The following is a 16,793-nucleotide window of genomic DNA, read 5'->3' on the forward strand; positions in this document are numbered from 1 at the left end:
CATGCCTTTCTGGAGTACTTCATCCGGAGACGCTGGGCGCGCCGTTCTCGATGTGACCCGCGAGCCGGCGCAGGAAGAGGGGGTCGTCGGGGCAGGTGACCGTCAGGTCGTACCAGCCGTGGCATCCTCACAGGAGATCGTGACGACTTCGGGTTGGCCCGGGTGAACATTGAGCGGGTCACCGCTGATCTGCACGTGAACCTTTCGCCGGGCGAGGTTTACGATCTCCAGCGTGATGGTCCGCCGCACGCCGTTGACCGTAGCCGGTTGAAAGGTCGCCGCCTTCGGGCAGCGAGGCCGGGTCGCGGCGTGCGTGGCGGCGCCGATCGCGGTCCTCGTCACGGTCGCCCGGCCGGACTGAGCGCGGGCGTGACTCGGACCGGCGAAAGGTCGAGGTTCGTGCGCCGATCCGTCCAGTGGGTGAGCGCCAGCAAGGCCCCGCCGTACAGCGCGGCCACCACGGTGAGCAGCACGTAGTACGTGACCGGCAGCACGGTCAGGCCGAGCGCGCCGGCCGCCGGCGAGGGCGGCAGCAGCACGCCGATGGCCGCCAGCGCGCCCGCCGCCACCCGCAGCGGATGCGCGCCAGCCGTCGCGGCCACGAGGGCGGGCGCCGGGCGATGATCGTGTTCTCGCCGTGCAGCAGCAGGCGCTCCTCGGCCTGCGATTCGACGAGCCCGCGCGGGGCGCTTCCCAGCCGTCGCAGCACCTCGAGCCTGGCGAGTTCGGCGACGTCGGCCAGGCGATCGGGCCGCGCCTTCAGGGAGGCGGCTGCCGGCGCTTCAGGCGCCCAGACCACGGGCGCGTCGTGCCGCTACCGGATGGCCGGCGCGTTCGGCCAGCTGCCCCACCAGCCACTGGACGGTGGCCACGACGTCCTGGTTGTCGACCAGATAGACCACCCGGCGCCCTTCACGGCGGGAGCGCACGAAACCGGCGAGCTTGAGCTTCGCCAGGTGCTGGCTGATCGCGGGCAAGGCGCCGCCGACCCGCTCGGCCAGCCCGCTCACGTCGCTCTCGCCCTGCGCCAGCGCCCAGACGATGTGCAGCCGCGGCGGCGAGGCGAGCATCCCGAACGCGGCCGCCGCCTCGGCCAGCACCGCGGGGGGAGGATCGTCGAAACCGCTCGTCGCCACAGCCGCTCTCTTCCGTCCGCCCGGTCTGGCAGGCGCCCAGTCTAGGTGCGCGGTCTGGATAGGCTGCGCGCCTGCCCGCCGTCAGCCGGCGGCGGGCTTGTCCTTGCCTTCCGCGGCGGCCTGGGCGCGCAGCCGCGCGGCCTGCTCCTCCAGCTGCCTGGCCTGCTCTTCCATGGCCGACGGGGTGAGGGTCGACGGGGTGGGGGCGGCGAGCGGCTGCTGCTCGCCGTCGTGGCCCGCCTGGGTGACCTCGGCCTTGAAGATGCGCAGCGAGCGGCCCACCGAACGGGCGGTGTCAGGCAGCTTCTTCGCGCCGAACAGCAGAACGGCGGCGATCGCCACGATCAGCCAGTGTGTCGGGCTGAGAGATCCCATCAGCCTGTCCTTCCCGCACGTGCTTCGAGGTAATAGTGCCAGGTTACGGCACATGACGGAGCTTTCTCGCCGGGGCTTCGCCCGGCCTGGCCGCCGTCAGTCACCGGGGTCCGCCGACGGTGAGACGGCCGTTTCGGTGGCGACAGGGTGGAGGCGGACCTGCGTGATCGCGTGGCGGTCGATCCCGGTGATCTCGATGCGCCAGGCGCCGACCGTCACGGAGTCGCCCGGCGCCGTCGGCGATCAGGCGGACGGCGACGTCGGTCGACTTGCCCAGGACCCAGATGACCGGGCGTGACAGGCTGGACAGCAGGCTGAGCGGGCGGGCGACCAGCAGAGCCCAGGTCTCCGCGCGCTGCATGGCCACCCGCTTGGGCGCCAGCTCGCCGAACACCAGCGTCACGAACGTCAGCGCCAGCGTCACCAGGATGATCGCGACGGGGGACGCGGCGCCTCCGAGGAAGCCCAGCAGCGGCGCCAGCGGTTCCGACAGGGTGACCGCCGCGGTGGCCGAGGCCAGGAAGCCCGCCAGGGTGATGCCGATCTGGATGGTGGCCAGGAAGCGGTTCGGGTCACGAGCCAGCCGGGCGAGGACCCGTCCCCCGGCGCCCTGCTGCTCCAGGCGGCGCAACTGGCCCTCCCGCAGAGTGACCAGCGCGAGCTCGCTGCCCGCGAAGATCGCGTTGATCACGACCAGCACCGCCACGAGGGCGAGCTGCACCCAATAACCATCCACGAACGGATTCCTCCACAGAGAAGACAAAGTTGCGACACAGCCTGGCCCATAATTGCTCAACTGCGCAAGTCTTTGATTAATGCTCGGCCCGGGACGGCCGACGGCAGACAGGACGGACCTCACGGCCTTCCGGGGCGGGCGGCCCCACCGGCTCTCGTCCCTACGGGGTGACGCGGACGTGCGCCAGGTCCGCTTCCATGCGCGCGGCGGCCTCGAGAAGCGCGGGCAGGACGTCGCGGACGAGCTCGGCGGGGGTGCCGCGGCCGGCGTGCGTGGCCACGTTCACCGCCGCGACGGCCCGCCCGTCGCGATCGCGGACGGGAACGGCGATGGATCGCACCCCCTCCTCCAGCTCCTGGTCGACCAGGGCGTAGCCGTCCACCGCCGCCTGGCGCACGGCCGCCGCCAGCTCGGCCGCTGAGCCGACCGTGTACGGGGTCAGCGGCTGCGGGACGATCCCGGCCAGGCGCTCCTCGGGCAGGTCGGCCAGGAGCGCCCGGCCCATCGAGGTCGCGTACGCGGGGAAGCGCGTGCCGATGCCGATGGTGACGCTCATGATGCTGACCGTGGGCACGCGTGCCACGTAGACGACCTCGTCGCCGGAGAGCACCGCGACCGAGGCCGACTCGTTCACCCTGGCCACCAGGTCGGCCAGGTGAGGCTGGACGACCTCGCCGAAGCTCCTCGCCGACACAGGCGCGTACCCCAGTTCGAGCACCCTGGGCAGGAGGACGAACCTGCCGTCGTCGGCGGCCGCGTATCCGAGCCGCTCCAGCACCAGGAGGGCGCGCCGGACGGTGGCGCGCGGCAGGCCGGTGACCTTGGCGGCGGACGCCAGGGTCAGGCCGCCGCGCGCCGTGCCGAGGCTCACCAGGACGGCGAGCCCGCGCGCCAGCGACTGCAGGAAGCCCGCGCCCAGTTCCCGCTTGGCGGCCAGGGAGTCGTCCACGCCCGCCGTGTCAGGCGGACCGCAGCTCTGCGCGCGAGCCAGGGCGGCCTCCATCTCGGCGACCGTGGCGCGCATGGCGGGCAGCGCGCGCTCACGCAGGGTGGAGACGGTGTGCCTGCTGGTGTGGCTGACGACGCTGAGCGCGCAGACGACCGCGCCCGCCGGGTCGCGCACCGGGACGGCGACCGCCACCAGGCCGGGCTCGACGAGCTGGTCGTCTTCCGCCCATGGCCTGCTCGGATCGAGGAGGGCCAGGCCCGCGGCGCACCGGTCGGCCGGAAGCAGGTCGCCGACCCGGAAGACCACCGACAGCGTGCGCCGCCGGGTGAACCGGCTGACGAACCGGGCCCCGCTCTGGTCGAGGACGGCGAGGGAGGTCGACTCGTCCAGCTCCACCGCGAGCCGTCCGGCGTGGGAGGCGAGCGCCGCGGGGAGCCCGGAGCAGGCCAGGTACGCCTCGCCCAGTTCCATCAGCGGCGGGGCGAGCAGCACCTCGCGGTCCTCGGCCCGAAGGTAGCCGAGGTGGACGAGGGTCGCCACGATCCGGTCGACCGTGGACCTGGCGAGGCCGGTGAGCCGGACCAGGTCCGTGGCGCGCAGGCGTCGAGGCCGGTACGGCGGCTCGGCGGACAGCACGCGGACGACGGCCAGCCCGCGCTCCAGCGCTCCGGCCGGCTCTTCGGGGCTGGACATCGGCACCTCCGATACGGATACTCGACGGCACGATAGCGAAAAATAGTTCACCTAGCGAACACATCGGAGCCTCGTGCGGACAGACAAGGTGATCACCAACGCTGGGGAGGCCCTGGCCGGGGTGCGGGACGGCGCGACGTTCGCGGTCGGCGGCTTCGGCCTCAGCGGCATCCCGAACGTGCTGATCCAAGCCCTCTACGACATCGGCGTGCGCGGCATCGGCGTCGTGTCCAACAACTGCGGCGTCGACGGAGGCGGCCTCGGCGTCCTGCTGGCCGCCCGTCGCATCGCCCGGGTGACCGCCTCCTACATCGGCAACAACAAGGAGTTCGCCCGGCAGTACCTGGCCGGGGAGCTCGAAGTGGAGCTGACCCCGCAGGGCAGCCTGGCCGAGCGGCTGCGCGCCGGCGGCTGCGGCATCCCCGCCTTCTACACCCCGGCGGGAGTCGGCACGCCGGTCGCCGAGGGCGGGCTGCCGCTGCGGCACGCTCCCGACGGCTCGGTCGCGGTGGCCTCGCCGCCGAAGGAGGTGCGCGAGTTCGACGGCAGGCGGTACGTGCTGGAGCGCGGCATCACCACCGACTTCGCGCTGGTCCGCGCGGCCAAGGGCGACCGGCTGGGCAACCTGGTCTTCGCCAAGGCTGCCCGAAATTTCAACCCGCTCGCCGCTATGGCGGGAAAAATCACCATCGCTGAGGTGGAGGAGCTGGTCGAGCCCGGCGCCCTCGGCACCGACGAGATCCACCTGCCCGGCGTCTTCGTCCAGCGGGTCGTCCCGCTCACCCCGGAACAGGCCGCCGACAAGCGCATCGAGAACAGGACCGTGGCATGAGCTGGACCCGGGACGAGGTGGTCGCCCGGGCGGCCGCCGAGCTGCGCGACGGCGACTACGTCAACCTCGGCATCGGGCTGCCCACCCGCGTCCCGTCGTTCCTGCCGCCGGGCGTGGCCGTGACCGTGCACTCGGAGAACGGCATCCTGGGCGTCGGGCCCTACCCGGACGCGGACCAGGTCGACCCCGACCTCATCAACGCGGGCAAGGAGACGGTGACCGTGCTGCCGGGCGCGTCGTTCTTCGACTCCGCGCTGTCGTTCGGGATGATCCGCGGCGGCCACATCGACGTCGCCCTGCTGGGCGCGATGCAGGTGTCGGCCCGCGGCGACCTGGCCAACTGGATGGTTCCCGGCAGGCTCGTCAGGGGCATGGGCGGGGCGATGGACCTCGTCCACGGCGCGGGAAGGGTCATCGTAATCATGGATCATACGGCCAGGGACGGCTCGCCGAAGATCGTCCAGGAGTGTTCGCTGCCGCTCACCGGGCGCGCGTGCGTCGACCGGATCGTCACCGATCTGGCCGTTCTCGACGTCACCGGCCACGGGCTGAAGCTGGTGGAGACCGCGCGGGGAGTCGAACTCGCCGAGCTGCGCAGCCGTACCGGAGCGGAGGTCATCGCATGAGAGCCGTCTACGTCCTGGACGCCGTCCGCACCCCGTTCGGGCGGTACGGCGGCGCGTTGGCGGGCCTCCGCCCCGACGACCTCGCCGCGCACGTCATCAGGGCGCTCGCCGAGCGCAACGGCCAGGAGCACGCCGACGAGGTGATCCTCGGCAACGCCAACGGCGCCGGCGAGGAGAACCGCAACGTCGCCCGCATGGCCGCGCTGCTGGCCGGGCTGCCCCTGAGCACGCCGGGCGTGACGGTGAACCGCCTGTGCGGCTCGGGCATGGAGGCCGTCATCCAGGCGTACCGGGCGATCGCCCTGGGCGACGCGTCGGTCGTGATCGCCGGCGGCGTGGAGTCGATGACCCGCGCGCCGTGGGTGCTGCCCAAGCCGGAGCGCGCCTTCCCCGCCGGCGGCGGCGAGCTGGTCTCCACCACGCTCGGCTGGCGGCTGGTGAACCCGAAGATGCCGGTCGAGCACACGATCGCGCTCGGCGAGGGCGCCGAGCTGATCGCCGAACGCCACTCCGTCAGCCGGGCGGCGCAGGACGGCTTCGCGCTGGCCAGTCACCGGAAGGCGGCCGAGGCGGACGTCGAGCGCGAACTCGTCCCGATCGCCGGCGTCACCCGTGACGAGGGCATCCGCGACGACACCTCACTGGAGGCGCTCGCCCGCCTCAAACCGGCCTTCCGGCCCGGCGGCACGGTCACCGCCGGGAACTCCTCACCGCTCAGCGACGGCGCGGCGGCCCTCCTCCTGACCGACGAGGACGGGCTGCGCGGCCGGGAGCCGCTCGCCAGGGTCGTCACGTCCGCGGTCAGCGCGCTCGAACCCCGCTACTTCGGCCTCGGCCCGGTCGAGGCGATCACCAGGGCGCTGGCCCGAGCGGGCAAGGGCCTGGGCGAGCTGAGCACCGTCGAGCTGAACGAGGCCTTCGCCGCCCAGGCGCTGGGCTGCCTGGCCGAGCTTCCCGGCCTCGACCCCGCGATCGTCAACCGGCACGGCGGGGCCATCGCCCTCGGGCATCCCCTCGGCGCCTCGGGAGCCCGGATCACCGGCGCCGTCGCCCACCAGCTGGCCGTGGCCGGTTCCGGCACCGGTCTGGCGTCCCTCTGCATCGGCGTCGGCCAGGGCCTGGCCATCGTCCTCGAAAGGTGAACCGCATGGCGTCCCCCCTCACCCAGCACGACATCGACCGCGAGATCGCCGGCCGTCAGGGCGGGCAGGGCGACCATCCCGCACGCGACTACGCCCCCTACCGCAGCAGCGTGCTGCGTCACCCCAAGCAGCCGCTGATGCCGGTGCGCGACCCCGAGGCCGCCGAGCTGACCGGGCCGGTGTTCGGCGTCACCGACGTCACCGCGCTGGACTCCGACCTCACCAGCCAGCACCCCGGGCAGCCGCTCGGCGAGCGGATCATCGTGCGGGGGCGGGTGCTCGACAGGGCCGGCCGCCCGGTCCGCGGCCAGCTCGTGGAGATCTGGCAGGCCAACGCCTCAGGCCGCTACCGGCACCGACGCGACGACCATCCCGCGCCGCTCGACCCCAACTTCACCGGCGCCGGACGCTGCCTCACCGACGACGACGGCCGCTACGCCTTCACCACGATCAAGCCCGGCGCCTACCCGTGGCGCAACCACGTCAACGCCTGGCGGCCGGCGCACATCCACTTCTCCCTGTTCGGCACCGCGTTCGCCCAGCGGCTGGTCACCCAGATGTACTTCCCCGGCGACCCGCTCTTCCCCTACGACCCGATCCTGCAGTCGGTCACCGATCCCGTCGCCAGGGACCGGCTGGTGGCCTCCTACGACCACGGCCTGTCGGTGCCGGAGTGGTCGCTCGGCTACAGCTGGGACATCGTGCTGGACGGCCCGGCCGCGATCTGGACGGAGGAGGCCAGGTGAAGCCCACCCCGTCGCAGACCGTCGGCCCGTTCTACGGGTACGCGCTGCCCTTCCCCGGCGGCTCCGACATCGCCCTGGACGGCATCACGATCCACGGCCGGGTCCACGACGGCGCCGGCGCCCCGGTGCCGGACTCGCTGCTGGAGTTCTGGCAGGCGGACCCGGCGGGACGGCTCACGGGCGCGCCGGGCTCGATGCGCCGCGACCCGGTGACCGGCGAGAGCATCGGCAGGCACGGCGTGGACTTCACCGGCTTCGGCCGGGTCACGACCGACGCCGACGGGCACTGGACGCTGCGCACGCGGGTGCCGGGCAACGGCTACATCAGTGTCTGCGTGTTCGCCCGAGGGCTGCTCCACCACCTGTTCACCCGCATCTACCTGCGGCCGGACGCCTTCCTCGACTCCCTGCCCGCGCACCGGCGGCAGACGCTGCTGCCCACGCGCGAGGCCGACGCCACCTACCGCTTCGACGTCCACCTGCAAGGGGAGAAGGAGACGGTCTTCCTTGACTTCGGCTGACACAGGGACTTCGGCTGCCACAGGGGCCTTGCCCGACATCGGGGCGTCGGCCGACTTCGGGTTGCTGTCGCCCATGCGCGCGGCGGCCCAGGCCACCGGCGACCGGGCGGTCCTCCAGGCCATGCTCGACGCCGAGGCCGCGCTCGCACGCGCCCAGGCCGCCCTCGGCCTGGTGCCGCGGGAGGCCGCCCACGCCGTGACGGCCGCCGCCCAGGCCGGGGAGTTCGACCTGCCCGGCCTGGTGGTCAGGGCACGCTCGGGCGGCAACCCGGTGATCCCGCTGGTGGAGGAGCTCCGGGCGGCGGTGGGCCCGCACGGCCCGTCCGTGCATCGGGGCGCCACCAGCCAGGACATCATGGACACCGCGCTCATGCTGGTCGCCCGTCGCGCCCTCGGTCCGGCCCTGGCGGACCTCGACCGGGTCGGCGCCGCGTTGGCCGGGCTCGCCGCCGACCACCGCGACACCCCGATGGCCGCCAGGACGCTCACCCAGCAGGCCGTGCCCACCACGTTCGGCCTCAAGGCGGCGGGCTGGCACGCGCTCGCCCGTGGCGCGCGCACCCGCCTGCACGCCGTGCGGCAGGCGCTGCCGGCCCAGCTCGGCGGCCCGGCCGGGACGCTGGAGCAGCCCGGCGGCCCGGCCGTCCTGGCCCGCTTCGCGGCCGAGACGGGGCTGGCCGAGCCCGTGCTGCCCTGGCACGTGCTGCGCGCCCCCGTCGCGGACCTGGCCGGAGCCCTGGCCTTCACCGCCGGGGCGCTGGGCAAGCTCGCCGCCGACGTCCTGGTGCTGTCCCGCACCGAGGTCGGTGAGGTCTCCGAGGGCGTCGGCGGCGGGTCGTCGTCCATGCCGCACAAGCGCAACCCGGTCAGAGCCGTGATGATCGCGGCCGCGGCCCGCCAGGTGCCCGCGCTGGCCGCGATCCTGTACGGCTCGCTCGCCGCCGAGGACGAACGCCCCGCCGGGGCCTGGCACGCCGAGTGGCAGCCGCTGCGGGAGGCGTTGCGCCTGGTGGCCGGCGCAGCGGCCGACGCCGCCGAACTGGTCGCCGGCCTGCGGGTCCATCCCGAGCGCATGCGCTCCAACCTGCGCGTGACCGGGACGCCCGGTGCCGCTGCCGCGCTCGTCGCGCGCGCCCTGGGAGAGGCGGAGTGACCATGCTGCACTACCGGTTGGACGGGCCGGAGGGCGGCCGGCCGCTCGTCCTCGGACCGTCGCTCGGCACCTCCCTGCGCGTGTGGGAGCCCCAGCTCGCCGCGCTCTCGCGCACCTTCCGCGTGCTCCGGTTCGACCTGCCGGGCCATGGCGGCTCCGGCCCGATCGGCGTGCGAACCGTCGACGACCTCGCCGAACTCGTGCTGGAGGCGGCCGGCGCGGCGGGCTTCGCCGACTTCCACTACGCGGGCATCTCCCTGGGCGGGGCGATCGGCGCGACATTGGCCGTGCGCCGTCCCGCCCGGGTGCGCTCCCTGGCCATGATCTGCTCCTCCGCCCGCTTCGGCGAACCGGCGGCCTGGCGCGAACGGGCCGGGCTCGTCCGGGCCCGCGGCACCGCCGCGCTGCTGGACACGACCGCCGCCCGCTGGTTCGCCGGACCCGCCGACCAAGCACTGCTGGACGACCTGGCAGGCACGGACGACGCCGGCTACGCGGCCTGCTGCGACGCGCTGGCCGGATACGACCTGCGCGGCGCGCTGGCCCGGATCACGGCCCCCACCCTGGTCCTGGCGGGCCGGGACGACCCGGCCACGCCACCCGCGCACGCCAGAGAGCTGGCCGACGGCATCCCGCGGGCCACGCTGGTCGAGGTCGCGGGGGCCGCCCACCTGGCGGGCGTCGACCAGCCCGCCGCCGTCACCTCCGCGCTGCTCGCCCACCTGCCCGCCCACCCGCCCACCCACCTGGCCACTCTGGCGGGGATGAGCGTGCGGAGGGAGGTGCTGGGAGACGCGCACGTGGACCGGGCGATCGCCCGTACCACCGCCTTCACCCGCGACTTCCAGGACCTCATCACCCGCTACGCCTGGGGCGAGATCTGGACCCGTCCGGGCCTGGACCGTCGCACCCGCAGCTGCGTCACCCTCACCGCGCTCGTCGCCCGCGGCCACCTCGACGAGCTCGCCATGCACGTGCGCGCCGCGCTCCGCAACGGGCTCGCCCCCGACGAGATCGGCGAGGTGCTGCTGCAGTGCGCGGTCTACTGCGGGGTGCCCGCGGCCAACGCCGCCTTCGCCGTCGCCCAGCAAGTCCTCGAAGGAGAGTCACCATGACGCACACCCGGGTGGGAATCATCGGCGCCGGCCCCGCCGGGCTGCTCCTCGGCCACCTGCTGTCGGCCCGGGGTGTCGACAACGTCATCCTGGAGAGCCGCACCCGTGAGCACGTCGAGCACCGCCAGCGGGCCGGGGTTCTGGAGCAGAACACCGTCGACGTGCTGCGCGCCTGCGGCGCGGGCGCGCGGATGGACAGGCAGGGCCTGGTCCACGAGGGCATCGAGCTCCGCTTCGACCGCGAGTCGCACCGCATCGACTTCCCCTCGCTGACCGGCGGCAGGACGGTGATGGTCTACGCGCAGACCGAGGTGGTCAAGGACCTGATCGCGCTGCGCGAAGGCCCGTTGCTCTTCGAGGCGGAGGCGCTGTCGGCCGACCCCGACACGGGGGTGGTGCGGTACCGGCACGACGACGGACAGCACGAGCTGCGCTGCGACTTCGTGGTGGCCTGCGACGGCTTCCACGGCATCGGCAGGGCCGCCATGCCGTCGATCACCACCTTCCAGCGCGACTACCCGTTCGCCTGGCTGGGCATCCTGGCCGACGTACCGCCGTCGTGCCAGGAGCTGATCTACGCCCACCACGAGCGCGGCTTCGCGCTGCACAGCATGCGCTCCCCCCACGTCAGCCGCCTCTACCTGCAGGTCGATCCGCGTGACGACCTCGCCGACTGGCCCGACGAGCGGATCTGGGACGAGCTGGAGACCCGCTTCGCGGTGGAGGGCGACTGGAAGCTGGAGCGCGGCCCGATCACCGACAGGAGCATCACGCCGATGCGCAGCTTCGTCGCCGAGCCCATGCGTCACCGCCGGTTGTTCCTCGCCGGGGACGCCGCGCACATCGTCCCGCCGACCGGGGCCAAGGGCCTGAACCTCGCGGCCGCGGACGTGACCCTGCTGGCGCGGGCGCTCACCGGCGGCGAGGAGGAGCTGCTCGGCGGCTACTCCGAGGCCGCGCTGCGGCGGGTGTGGCGGGCTGAGCACTTCTCCTACCAGATGACCTCGATGCTGCACAGGGACCCGCACCAGACCCCGTTCGACTACCGGCTCCAGCTCTCCCAGCTGCGCTACACGGCCGGCTCGCCCGCGGCGCAGGCCTCTCTCGCCGAGAACTACGTCGGCCTCCCCCTGAGCTGATGGCGGGCGGCGCACACGAGCCGGGACGGACCGTCGCATCCAGGGCCCTCGCCATCCTCAACGCCCGTCGACCGCCCGCACCACGTTCGCGACGGCGGCCGCGTCAGAGGCGAGCCGCGTAGCGGGTTCGGCGCCGCGACGACGTTGTAGCCGGAGGCGGACAGTTCGCGGGTCACCCCGCCGAAGGCGGGCGCGTCCGCGAAGGCGCCGTGCACGAATACCACCGTGGGGCAGAGGTTTCGGACGTGGGATTGCTCCCTTCTGGTGATGGTTGAACTACCACCGGTCGCGGGTGGATTGGTTAGTCGATGAAGACGCTCCATGCGACGGCGTTGAGATTGTCGGTGAGGAAGATGTCGGTTCCTCCGAGCCGCTTGTCCCAGGACGCCGGCATGAGCTCTGCCGCGCGGGCGACGACCGCGTCCATCCAGACCTTGAGCTGTGCCTGCCGATTGTCGTACGGCACGCCAGCAGCGGCGGCGGCCTCCTTCACGCCCACCTCGCGCAGTGCCTCGGTGGCGGAGATTCGCAGGTCGCGGATGTACTCGCGATTCGTCTGCACGTCCTCTGGAGTGCCGAAGAGGGCCATGTGACCCGAGACGACGGTTTCGAAGTCGTATTCGAGCATGTGGTCCATGGCGTCGAAGTACGCAGGTACGTGAGGGGAGAACAGAAGGCGGAAGAACGGCGCGTTCCTGACTGTGAAGCTGTCGATCGCCGTCAGGATCCTCTGCTCCGGGAGGTGAAGGAACAAGTTTCCGGCCTGATGCCAATCTCCCTGGTACTCGAGGATGAGCCTGTCCCCGTCGAAAGGACTTAGGGTCTGTTTCCTGGATCAGGTCCGGATAAGCCCCGTGAAGCACAGGGTCGGCCCGGACAGTCAGGTCGGACGGGCCGGCCGCCGGAAGCTCGGGCCTGCTCGAACAGGTCTTGACCGGCGGCCGCGGTACGGGCGCCTTTCCAGCCGGCGCGTGCCTGGAGCCAGTCGGTGAGGGCCTGGCGTAGGTCGGGGTGGACGGGCAGGTGGCGGATCTTGCCTGGGGCTCGGCGAGGCCGCGGCGTCCCCGCCCGGGCGGCTTGGGCCACCGGTGAGAGGCGACGGGGGTGGTCCGCCCTCGTCGCCGTCGTCACCCGGTCAGCGAGCATCACCCGGTCAGTGAGCATCCCGGGCGGGAGACGCGGTCAGTGAGCATCCCGGGCGGGAGACGCGGTCAGCGGCAACGGTTGGTCAGCCGCGTCGCGATCTTTAGGCCCGCTTGTTTGGTGACGCCGTTCCACATGCCCTCCGTCACACTGTAGATCCTATTGCGGAGGACCGACCATGAACCGGTGGTCGGCTTGTTGAGCCGCTTCAGCCAGGCCCTCGCGTCGGCAGATGCCTTGCTGCAGGAGTCGGCGGCGACCTGGGCCGTCGCCGCCTGCGACGTCACGGATGCATGGGCGGCCGTGACCGGCAGGGCGATGGCCGCTGCGACGAGCAGGGGGGCGGTCATGATGCTGATACGACGAAAAGTCAAGATCTTCCCTTCGCGAACGACATGATCGACTAGCAAGATCATCCGGCATCTTACCAACAGGCCAGCCCCGGAGGAGTCGGGCCGAGGCCGTGATGATCGCTGGCGGGTGAGACCCGCCGGTGTGCGTGCCGCGGTAGGTGAAGCGTCCGACCACGCGATCATCGACCACCACGAGGGCGTCCACATCATGGGTGCTCAGCATCTCGACGAAGGTGTGGGCGAGCGATTCGGCGTTGGGGCACCTCCTTCAGATCGTGACGGCGAGCTTGCCGACGGTTCCGGCGGTGAAGTCGGCGATCGCGCGCGGCGCCTCGGCCAGCGGGTAGGTGCGGGCCACCGGCACCCGCAGGCGTCCTTCGGCAGCGTCGGCGGCGAGCCGGGCGAGGGTGGCCGGGTTGGGGTCGGCCATCACCGCCGTGGCCTTGATGTCGCGGCCGGGCTCGTCGGGCAGGTGGTGCAGGGTGGAGGCCAGCCGCCCGCTGTCGGCCAGCAGGGCGGCGACGGTGAGGCCGTCGCCCGCCAGGTGCAGCGCGGCATCCACCCCGTCGGGCGCGATCGCGCGTACCTGCGCCTGCAGGTCGGTGTGGTCGACGGCCCAGGTGGCGCCCAGGCCGGTGACGAAGGCGGCTTCGGCTCCGGGCCTGGCAGTGGCGATCACGCTGGCGCCGCGCGCGGCGGCCATTTGGACGGCGAACGCGCCCACGCCGCCGGTCGCACCTGAGATCAGGACGGTTTCCCCCGGTGCCGGGGCGACGGCGTCGATGGCGTTGAGCGCAGCGCTACCGGCCAGTCCCAGCACGCCCGCGCGGGTGTGGTCGAGCCCGTCGGGGATCTTGGCCAGGCCGTACTGCCCGCTCACCACCACGTACTCGGCGTAGCCGCCTTGCCCCAGGGTCGGGCGCATGACCACGCCGAACACGTCCTCACCCGGCGTCAGGCCGGTCACGCCGGCGCCGACGGCCGCCACGGTGCCGGCGAAGTCCTTGCCGAGCACGACGGGGAAGTCGTAGTCGTACACGCCCTTGAGGTAGCCGCCCAGCACGCCCAGGTCAAAGCCGTTGACCGAGGAGGCCAGCACCTGGACCAGCACCTCACCGGGACCGGGCTCGGGCACGGGCAGGTCGGTGGCCGCCAGGTCGGCGCCGAAGTCGGTGAAAGCCATGGCACGCATGAGGATCACTCCGTTTCCGTAGAAGATGCGGTGGCCTGCCGCCAGGAGGCGCGCAGGACGGCGCGGGCGACGGCCAGTTCGGCCTCGTCGCGGGGGGCGTACAGCATCACGATCGTGTCCGGCCACTCAGGACGACGGCTGATCGGATGCGGCTCGATCCACCCCGCCTGCCCAAGCGGCTCGATGAGCGGCACGGGCACGGTGAGATGGAGGAAGCCCGAGCGGTGGATGTGCCCGAACTCGTCGCGGCTGGGGTGCAGGAACGCCGCCCATGGCCCGGCGGGCTCGTGCAGCCGCAGCGCCAGCGAGGAGGGCGCGGACACCTGGCTGGGGCCGGTGAACACGCCCGCCAGCGCCTGCGCCTCCGCCACCAGGGCGGCCCTGATGTGCGGCGGGGAGAACTGGTCGAGCTGGCCGTGCGGGATCTCCAGGCCCGTGGTCCGTGGGCGAGGGCCGGATCGGGGTGGGGGATCGGTCAAGTCGATGGTCATCGCAACAGCACTTTCTGTGCGTTGGTTACTTCTTGTGCGCACATGGAGTCTGGTCCACAATGCCGCCATGACGGAAGAAGGCACTTTGACCCGCGCAAGGCACACCGATGTGCGCGAAACGATCGGCGAGGATCACCCGACCTGCCAGCTGCGCGACATCCTCGACCGCGTTGGGGACAAATGGAGCGTCCTGGTGATGGACCTGCTTGGCAGCGGGCCCAAGCGCTACTCCGAACTGCAGCGCGCCATCGACGGCATATCCCAGCGGATGCTCACCCTGACCCTGCGCAGCCTGGAGCGCGATGGCCTGGTCGAGCGGACCGTCACCCCCACCTCCCCGCCCCGGGTGGACTACGCCCTCACCCCCGTCGGGCAGACGCTCTCGGCCCAGGTCTCCGGGCTCATCACATGGGCCGAGCAGCACCGCGAGTACGTGGCCGCCTCCCGCCTGCGCTACGACGCGTCGTGACCCGCCAAGCCGGCGTCGCCCCCCGCGAGCCTGCAGTGTCCGGGAGGACTTTCTGTGGTGTCTGTCGGGTCGAGTCGGCGCAAGGCGCTCTGCCGAGATTCCTCACGGGCCGGAGGAGGTCTGAACGCGGATCAGGGCGGGTTCCCACGGCCGGGGGCTGGCTCGGCCGACCGGGGTGTGCCGTCCAGGTAGGTGAGTACTGCGCGTACGCGGCGGTGGCCGGAGTCGTCCGGCGCCAGGCCGAGCTTGGCGAAGATGTTGCCGATGTGCTTGTGGACGGCGTTGTCGGAGATGCGCATCCGCTCGGCGATGGTGGCGTTGTCGTGGCCCTGCGCCATGAGGGCGAGCGACTCTCGCTCGCGGGACGTGAGGGTGTCCAGGGGGTCATCGGCGCGGCGGGCGAGGAGTTGGGCGACCACTTCGGGGTCCATGGCGGTGCCGCCGGCCGCGACGCGGCGCAGGGCGTCGACGAATTCGGCCACCCGGCCGATGCGGTCCTTGAGGAGGTAGCCGATGCCGCCGCGGCCGTCGGAGAGGAGCTCACCCGCGTACTCGCGCTCGACGTACTGCGAGAGCACCAGGATCGGCAACGCGCCGTGCTCGCGGCGGGCCCGCAGCGCGGCGTGGATTCCCTCGTCGCGGAACGACGGTGGCAGCCGCACGTCGACGATGGCGATGTCGGGGCGGTGCTCGGCGACGGCGTCGAGGAACGCCTCGCCGTCGCCGACGACCGCCACGACTTCGCAGCCCTTCGCCGCCAGCAGCAGCTCCAGGCCGCTGGACAGCAGGACGTTGTCCTCGACGATCACGACCCGCACGGGACCTCCTGAATGATCACTACGCGCACGGCATCTGGACGGCGAGCGCGGTAGGGCCGCCCGGCGGGCTGTCGAGGCGGACCGCGCCGTCCAGGGCGGCGACCCGCCGGCATATCCCGGCGATCCCGGTGCCGCGCGCCTCGTCGGCGCCGCCCCTTCCGTCGTCGGTGACCTCGATGGACAGCACGTCGTCGGCGCGCTCGATCCGGAGGGCCACCCGCGTGGCGGCGGCGTGCTTGGTCACGTTCGTCAGCGCCTCGGCGATCACGTAGTAGGCCACCGCCTCCACGGTCGCCGGGAGCGCGCCCAGATCGGCGAGCTCGATGTGGACCGGCACGCTCGACCGGGCGGCCAGCGCCGTCAGCGCCCCGTCGAGCCCGCGGTCGGCGAGGATCGGCGGGTAGATCGTCTGGAGCACCGCGCGGAGCTCGACCATCGCCTCCTCCGCCGTCTCGTGCGCCTGCGCGAGCAGCGTCGCCACGGTGTCCGGATCGTCGGCGAGCGACTCCCGGGCCATGCCCAGCTGCATGGCGATGGTCACCAGGCGCGCCTGTGTCCCGTCGTGCAGATCGCGTTCGATCCGCTGGAGCTCCGCGCCATGGGCGTCGACCACGCCGACCCGGCTCCTGGTCAGCACGTCGACCCGCTCGGTGAGCCGCTCGCGGGCCGACGGTGCGAGCACCGCCAGGCACACCCGCGCGTGGAGTCGCGCCATCATCGGGAGCACCCACCAGGCCGCCGCACCGAGGACGACGATCTGAACAGAGCCCCCGACCAGTGCGGTCTTCCAATCGCCCACAGGGACGTCGAAGAACGAGAACAGGGTGGGACGCGCGTCGGCGGGAAACGCCCACCACAACGGCGCCGCCACCGCGGCGACCAGGATGTTGCCCAGGCATATCAGGGCTGCCAGCCCGAGCGGGAACCCGACGGCGACGTGTGCGAGCGCCCAGGCGAGAGCCCGCCGCCCGCCCGGCCGCCCGTCGGCCGGAACGCCGAGCAGCCTGCCGGCCCGCTGACGGTGCCACTCCGCCCAGCCCCGCGCCGCCGGCGGCGCGAGCAGCACCGGCAACGCGAGCGCCGTGACCACGGCGGTGGCCAACGTGCCCAGCAGGTAGGCCGAGCCGGAGAACGCACGGTCACGCATCCGCACCTCCTCACGAC

The 16,793-nt window shown here is 72.7% G+C and carries 22 protein-coding genes and 1 pseudogene; 9 read left to right on the plus strand and 14 right to left on the minus strand.

What is annotated here, in order from left to right; all coding sequences use genetic code 11:
• Positions 1–19 precede the first annotated feature (19 nt).
• The 8 genes and pseudogenes from ABZ297_RS27615 to ABZ297_RS27650 form a co-directional block, all read right to left on the minus strand.
• Complete coding sequence (locus tag ABZ297_RS27615) at positions 20–106, minus strand: hypothetical protein (RefSeq protein WP_355351605.1); 87 nt, start codon at positions 104–106, stop codon at positions 20–22.
• A complete protein-coding gene (locus tag ABZ297_RS27620) occupies positions 103–249 on the minus strand; it encodes a hypothetical protein (RefSeq protein ID WP_355351547.1) in 147 nt (48 codons plus the stop codon). The genes ABZ297_RS27615 and ABZ297_RS27620 overlap by 4 nt, the downstream gene beginning before the upstream one ends.
• 89 nt (positions 250–338) lie before the next feature.
• On the minus strand, positions 339–602 hold the full coding sequence (locus ABZ297_RS27625) for a hypothetical protein (protein ID WP_355351611.1): 264 nt from the start codon (positions 600–602) through the stop codon (positions 339–341).
• Positions 497–799, minus strand: coding sequence for a cation-transporting P-type ATPase (locus ABZ297_RS27630; protein WP_355351549.1), 303 nt, complete (start codon positions 797–799; stop codon positions 497–499). Before ABZ297_RS27630 ends, ABZ297_RS27625 begins: the two co-directional genes overlap by 106 nt.
• On the minus strand, positions 783–1,136 hold the full coding sequence (locus ABZ297_RS27635; protein WP_355351551.1) for a metalloregulator ArsR/SmtB family transcription factor: 354 nt from the start codon (positions 1,134–1,136) through the stop codon (positions 783–785). The genes ABZ297_RS27630 and ABZ297_RS27635 overlap by 17 nt, the downstream gene beginning before the upstream one ends.
• 81 nt (positions 1,137–1,217) lie before the next feature.
• Complete coding sequence (tatA, locus tag ABZ297_RS27640) at positions 1,218–1,511, minus strand: Sec-independent protein translocase subunit TatA (RefSeq protein ID WP_355351553.1); 294 nt, start codon at positions 1,509–1,511, stop codon at positions 1,218–1,220.
• A gap of 244 nt (positions 1,512–1,755) precedes the next feature.
• Positions 1,756–2,247, minus strand: a pseudogene (locus ABZ297_RS27645) (CNNM domain-containing protein); the annotation flags it as partial.
• 160 nt (positions 2,248–2,407) lie between these two features.
• On the minus strand, positions 2,408–3,889 hold the full coding sequence (locus ABZ297_RS27650; protein ID WP_355351555.1) for an IclR family transcriptional regulator C-terminal domain-containing protein: 1,482 nt from the start codon (positions 3,887–3,889) through the stop codon (positions 2,408–2,410).
• Between the two features lie 73 nt (positions 3,890–3,962).
• Between ABZ297_RS27650 and ABZ297_RS27655 the strand changes: the two genes are divergently transcribed.
• Genes ABZ297_RS27655 through ABZ297_RS27690 form a run of 8 tightly spaced genes read left to right on the plus strand, consistent with a single transcriptional unit; the run spans position 3,963 to position 11,163 of the window.
• Complete coding sequence (locus tag ABZ297_RS27655; RefSeq protein ID WP_355351557.1) at positions 3,963–4,721, plus strand: CoA transferase subunit A; 759 nt, start codon at positions 3,963–3,965, stop codon at positions 4,719–4,721.
• Positions 4,718–5,347, plus strand: coding sequence for a 3-oxoacid CoA-transferase subunit B (locus ABZ297_RS27660; protein ID WP_355351559.1), 630 nt, complete (start codon positions 4,718–4,720; stop codon positions 5,345–5,347). The genes ABZ297_RS27655 and ABZ297_RS27660 overlap by 4 nt, the downstream gene beginning before the upstream one ends.
• Positions 5,344–6,489, plus strand: coding sequence for a thiolase family protein (locus ABZ297_RS27665; protein WP_355351561.1), 1,146 nt, complete (start codon positions 5,344–5,346; stop codon positions 6,487–6,489). The genes ABZ297_RS27660 and ABZ297_RS27665 overlap by 4 nt, the downstream gene beginning before the upstream one ends.
• Positions 6,490–6,494: 5 nt before the next feature.
• Entirely contained in the window at positions 6,495–7,235 is a 741-nt protein-coding gene (gene pcaH / locus ABZ297_RS27670) for a protocatechuate 3,4-dioxygenase subunit beta (protein WP_355351563.1), read from the plus strand.
• On the plus strand, positions 7,232–7,756 hold the full coding sequence (gene pcaG, locus ABZ297_RS27675) for a protocatechuate 3,4-dioxygenase subunit alpha (protein WP_355351565.1): 525 nt from the start codon (positions 7,232–7,234) through the stop codon (positions 7,754–7,756). Before pcaH ends, pcaG begins: the two co-directional genes overlap by 4 nt.
• 28 nt (positions 7,757–7,784) lie before the next feature.
• Positions 7,785–8,909, plus strand: a complete 1,125-nt coding sequence (gene pcaB / locus ABZ297_RS27680) for a 3-carboxy-cis,cis-muconate cycloisomerase (protein WP_355351567.1) — start codon at positions 7,785–7,787, stop codon at positions 8,907–8,909.
• Positions 8,910–8,911: 2 nt separating this feature from the next.
• Positions 8,912–10,024: a 4-carboxymuconolactone decarboxylase gene (pcaC, locus tag ABZ297_RS27685; protein ID WP_355351607.1), complete on the plus strand. Its 1,113-nt coding sequence runs from the start codon at positions 8,912–8,914 to the stop codon at positions 10,022–10,024.
• A complete protein-coding gene (locus tag ABZ297_RS27690; RefSeq protein WP_355351569.1) occupies positions 10,021–11,163 on the plus strand; it encodes a 4-hydroxybenzoate 3-monooxygenase in 1,143 nt (380 codons plus the stop codon). The genes pcaC and ABZ297_RS27690 overlap by 4 nt, the downstream gene beginning before the upstream one ends.
• A gap of 301 nt (positions 11,164–11,464) precedes the next feature.
• Here ABZ297_RS27690 and ABZ297_RS27695 read toward each other — a convergent pair whose 3' ends face one another.
• From ABZ297_RS27695 to ABZ297_RS27710, 4 genes are all read right to left on the minus strand, one after another.
• Entirely contained in the window at positions 11,465–11,800 is a 336-nt protein-coding gene (locus tag ABZ297_RS27695; RefSeq protein WP_355351571.1) for a hypothetical protein, read from the minus strand.
• A gap of 574 nt (positions 11,801–12,374) precedes the next feature.
• Entirely contained in the window at positions 12,375–12,722 is a 348-nt protein-coding gene (locus tag ABZ297_RS27700) for a hypothetical protein (RefSeq protein WP_355351573.1), read from the minus strand.
• Between the two features lie 205 nt (positions 12,723–12,927).
• On the minus strand, positions 12,928–13,851 hold the full coding sequence (locus ABZ297_RS27705; RefSeq protein ID WP_355351575.1) for an NADP-dependent oxidoreductase: 924 nt from the start codon (positions 13,849–13,851) through the stop codon (positions 12,928–12,930).
• A 5-nt stretch (positions 13,852–13,856) separates the two neighbouring features.
• Positions 13,857–14,342 carry a luciferase family protein gene (locus ABZ297_RS27710; protein WP_355351577.1) on the minus strand — a complete coding sequence of 162 codons (486 nt, stop codon included), beginning with the start codon at positions 14,340–14,342 and terminating at the stop codon, positions 13,857–13,859.
• A 67-nt stretch (positions 14,343–14,409) separates the two neighbouring features.
• Here ABZ297_RS27710 and ABZ297_RS27715 point away from each other — a divergent pair, with 67 nt between their 5' ends.
• A complete protein-coding gene (locus ABZ297_RS27715) occupies positions 14,410–14,811 on the plus strand; it encodes a helix-turn-helix domain-containing protein (RefSeq protein ID WP_355351579.1) in 402 nt (133 codons plus the stop codon).
• A 131-nt stretch (positions 14,812–14,942) separates the two neighbouring features.
• On the opposite strand, the gene ABZ297_RS27720 is transcribed toward ABZ297_RS27715, so the two are convergent.
• Together ABZ297_RS27720 and ABZ297_RS27725 are read right to left on the minus strand one after the other, a co-directional pair.
• Positions 14,943–15,629: a response regulator transcription factor gene (locus tag ABZ297_RS27720; RefSeq protein WP_355351581.1), complete on the minus strand. Its 687-nt coding sequence runs from the start codon at positions 15,627–15,629 to the stop codon at positions 14,943–14,945.
• Positions 15,630–15,648: 19 nt separating this feature from the next.
• Positions 15,649–16,776: a histidine kinase gene (locus ABZ297_RS27725; RefSeq protein WP_355351583.1), complete on the minus strand. Its 1,128-nt coding sequence runs from the start codon at positions 16,774–16,776 to the stop codon at positions 15,649–15,651.
• Positions 16,777–16,793 lie beyond the last annotated feature (17 nt).

It is taken from the genome of Nonomuraea sp. NPDC005983, assembly GCF_040614375.1.
Classification (GTDB): Bacteria; Actinomycetota; Actinomycetes; order Streptosporangiales; family Streptosporangiaceae; genus Nonomuraea.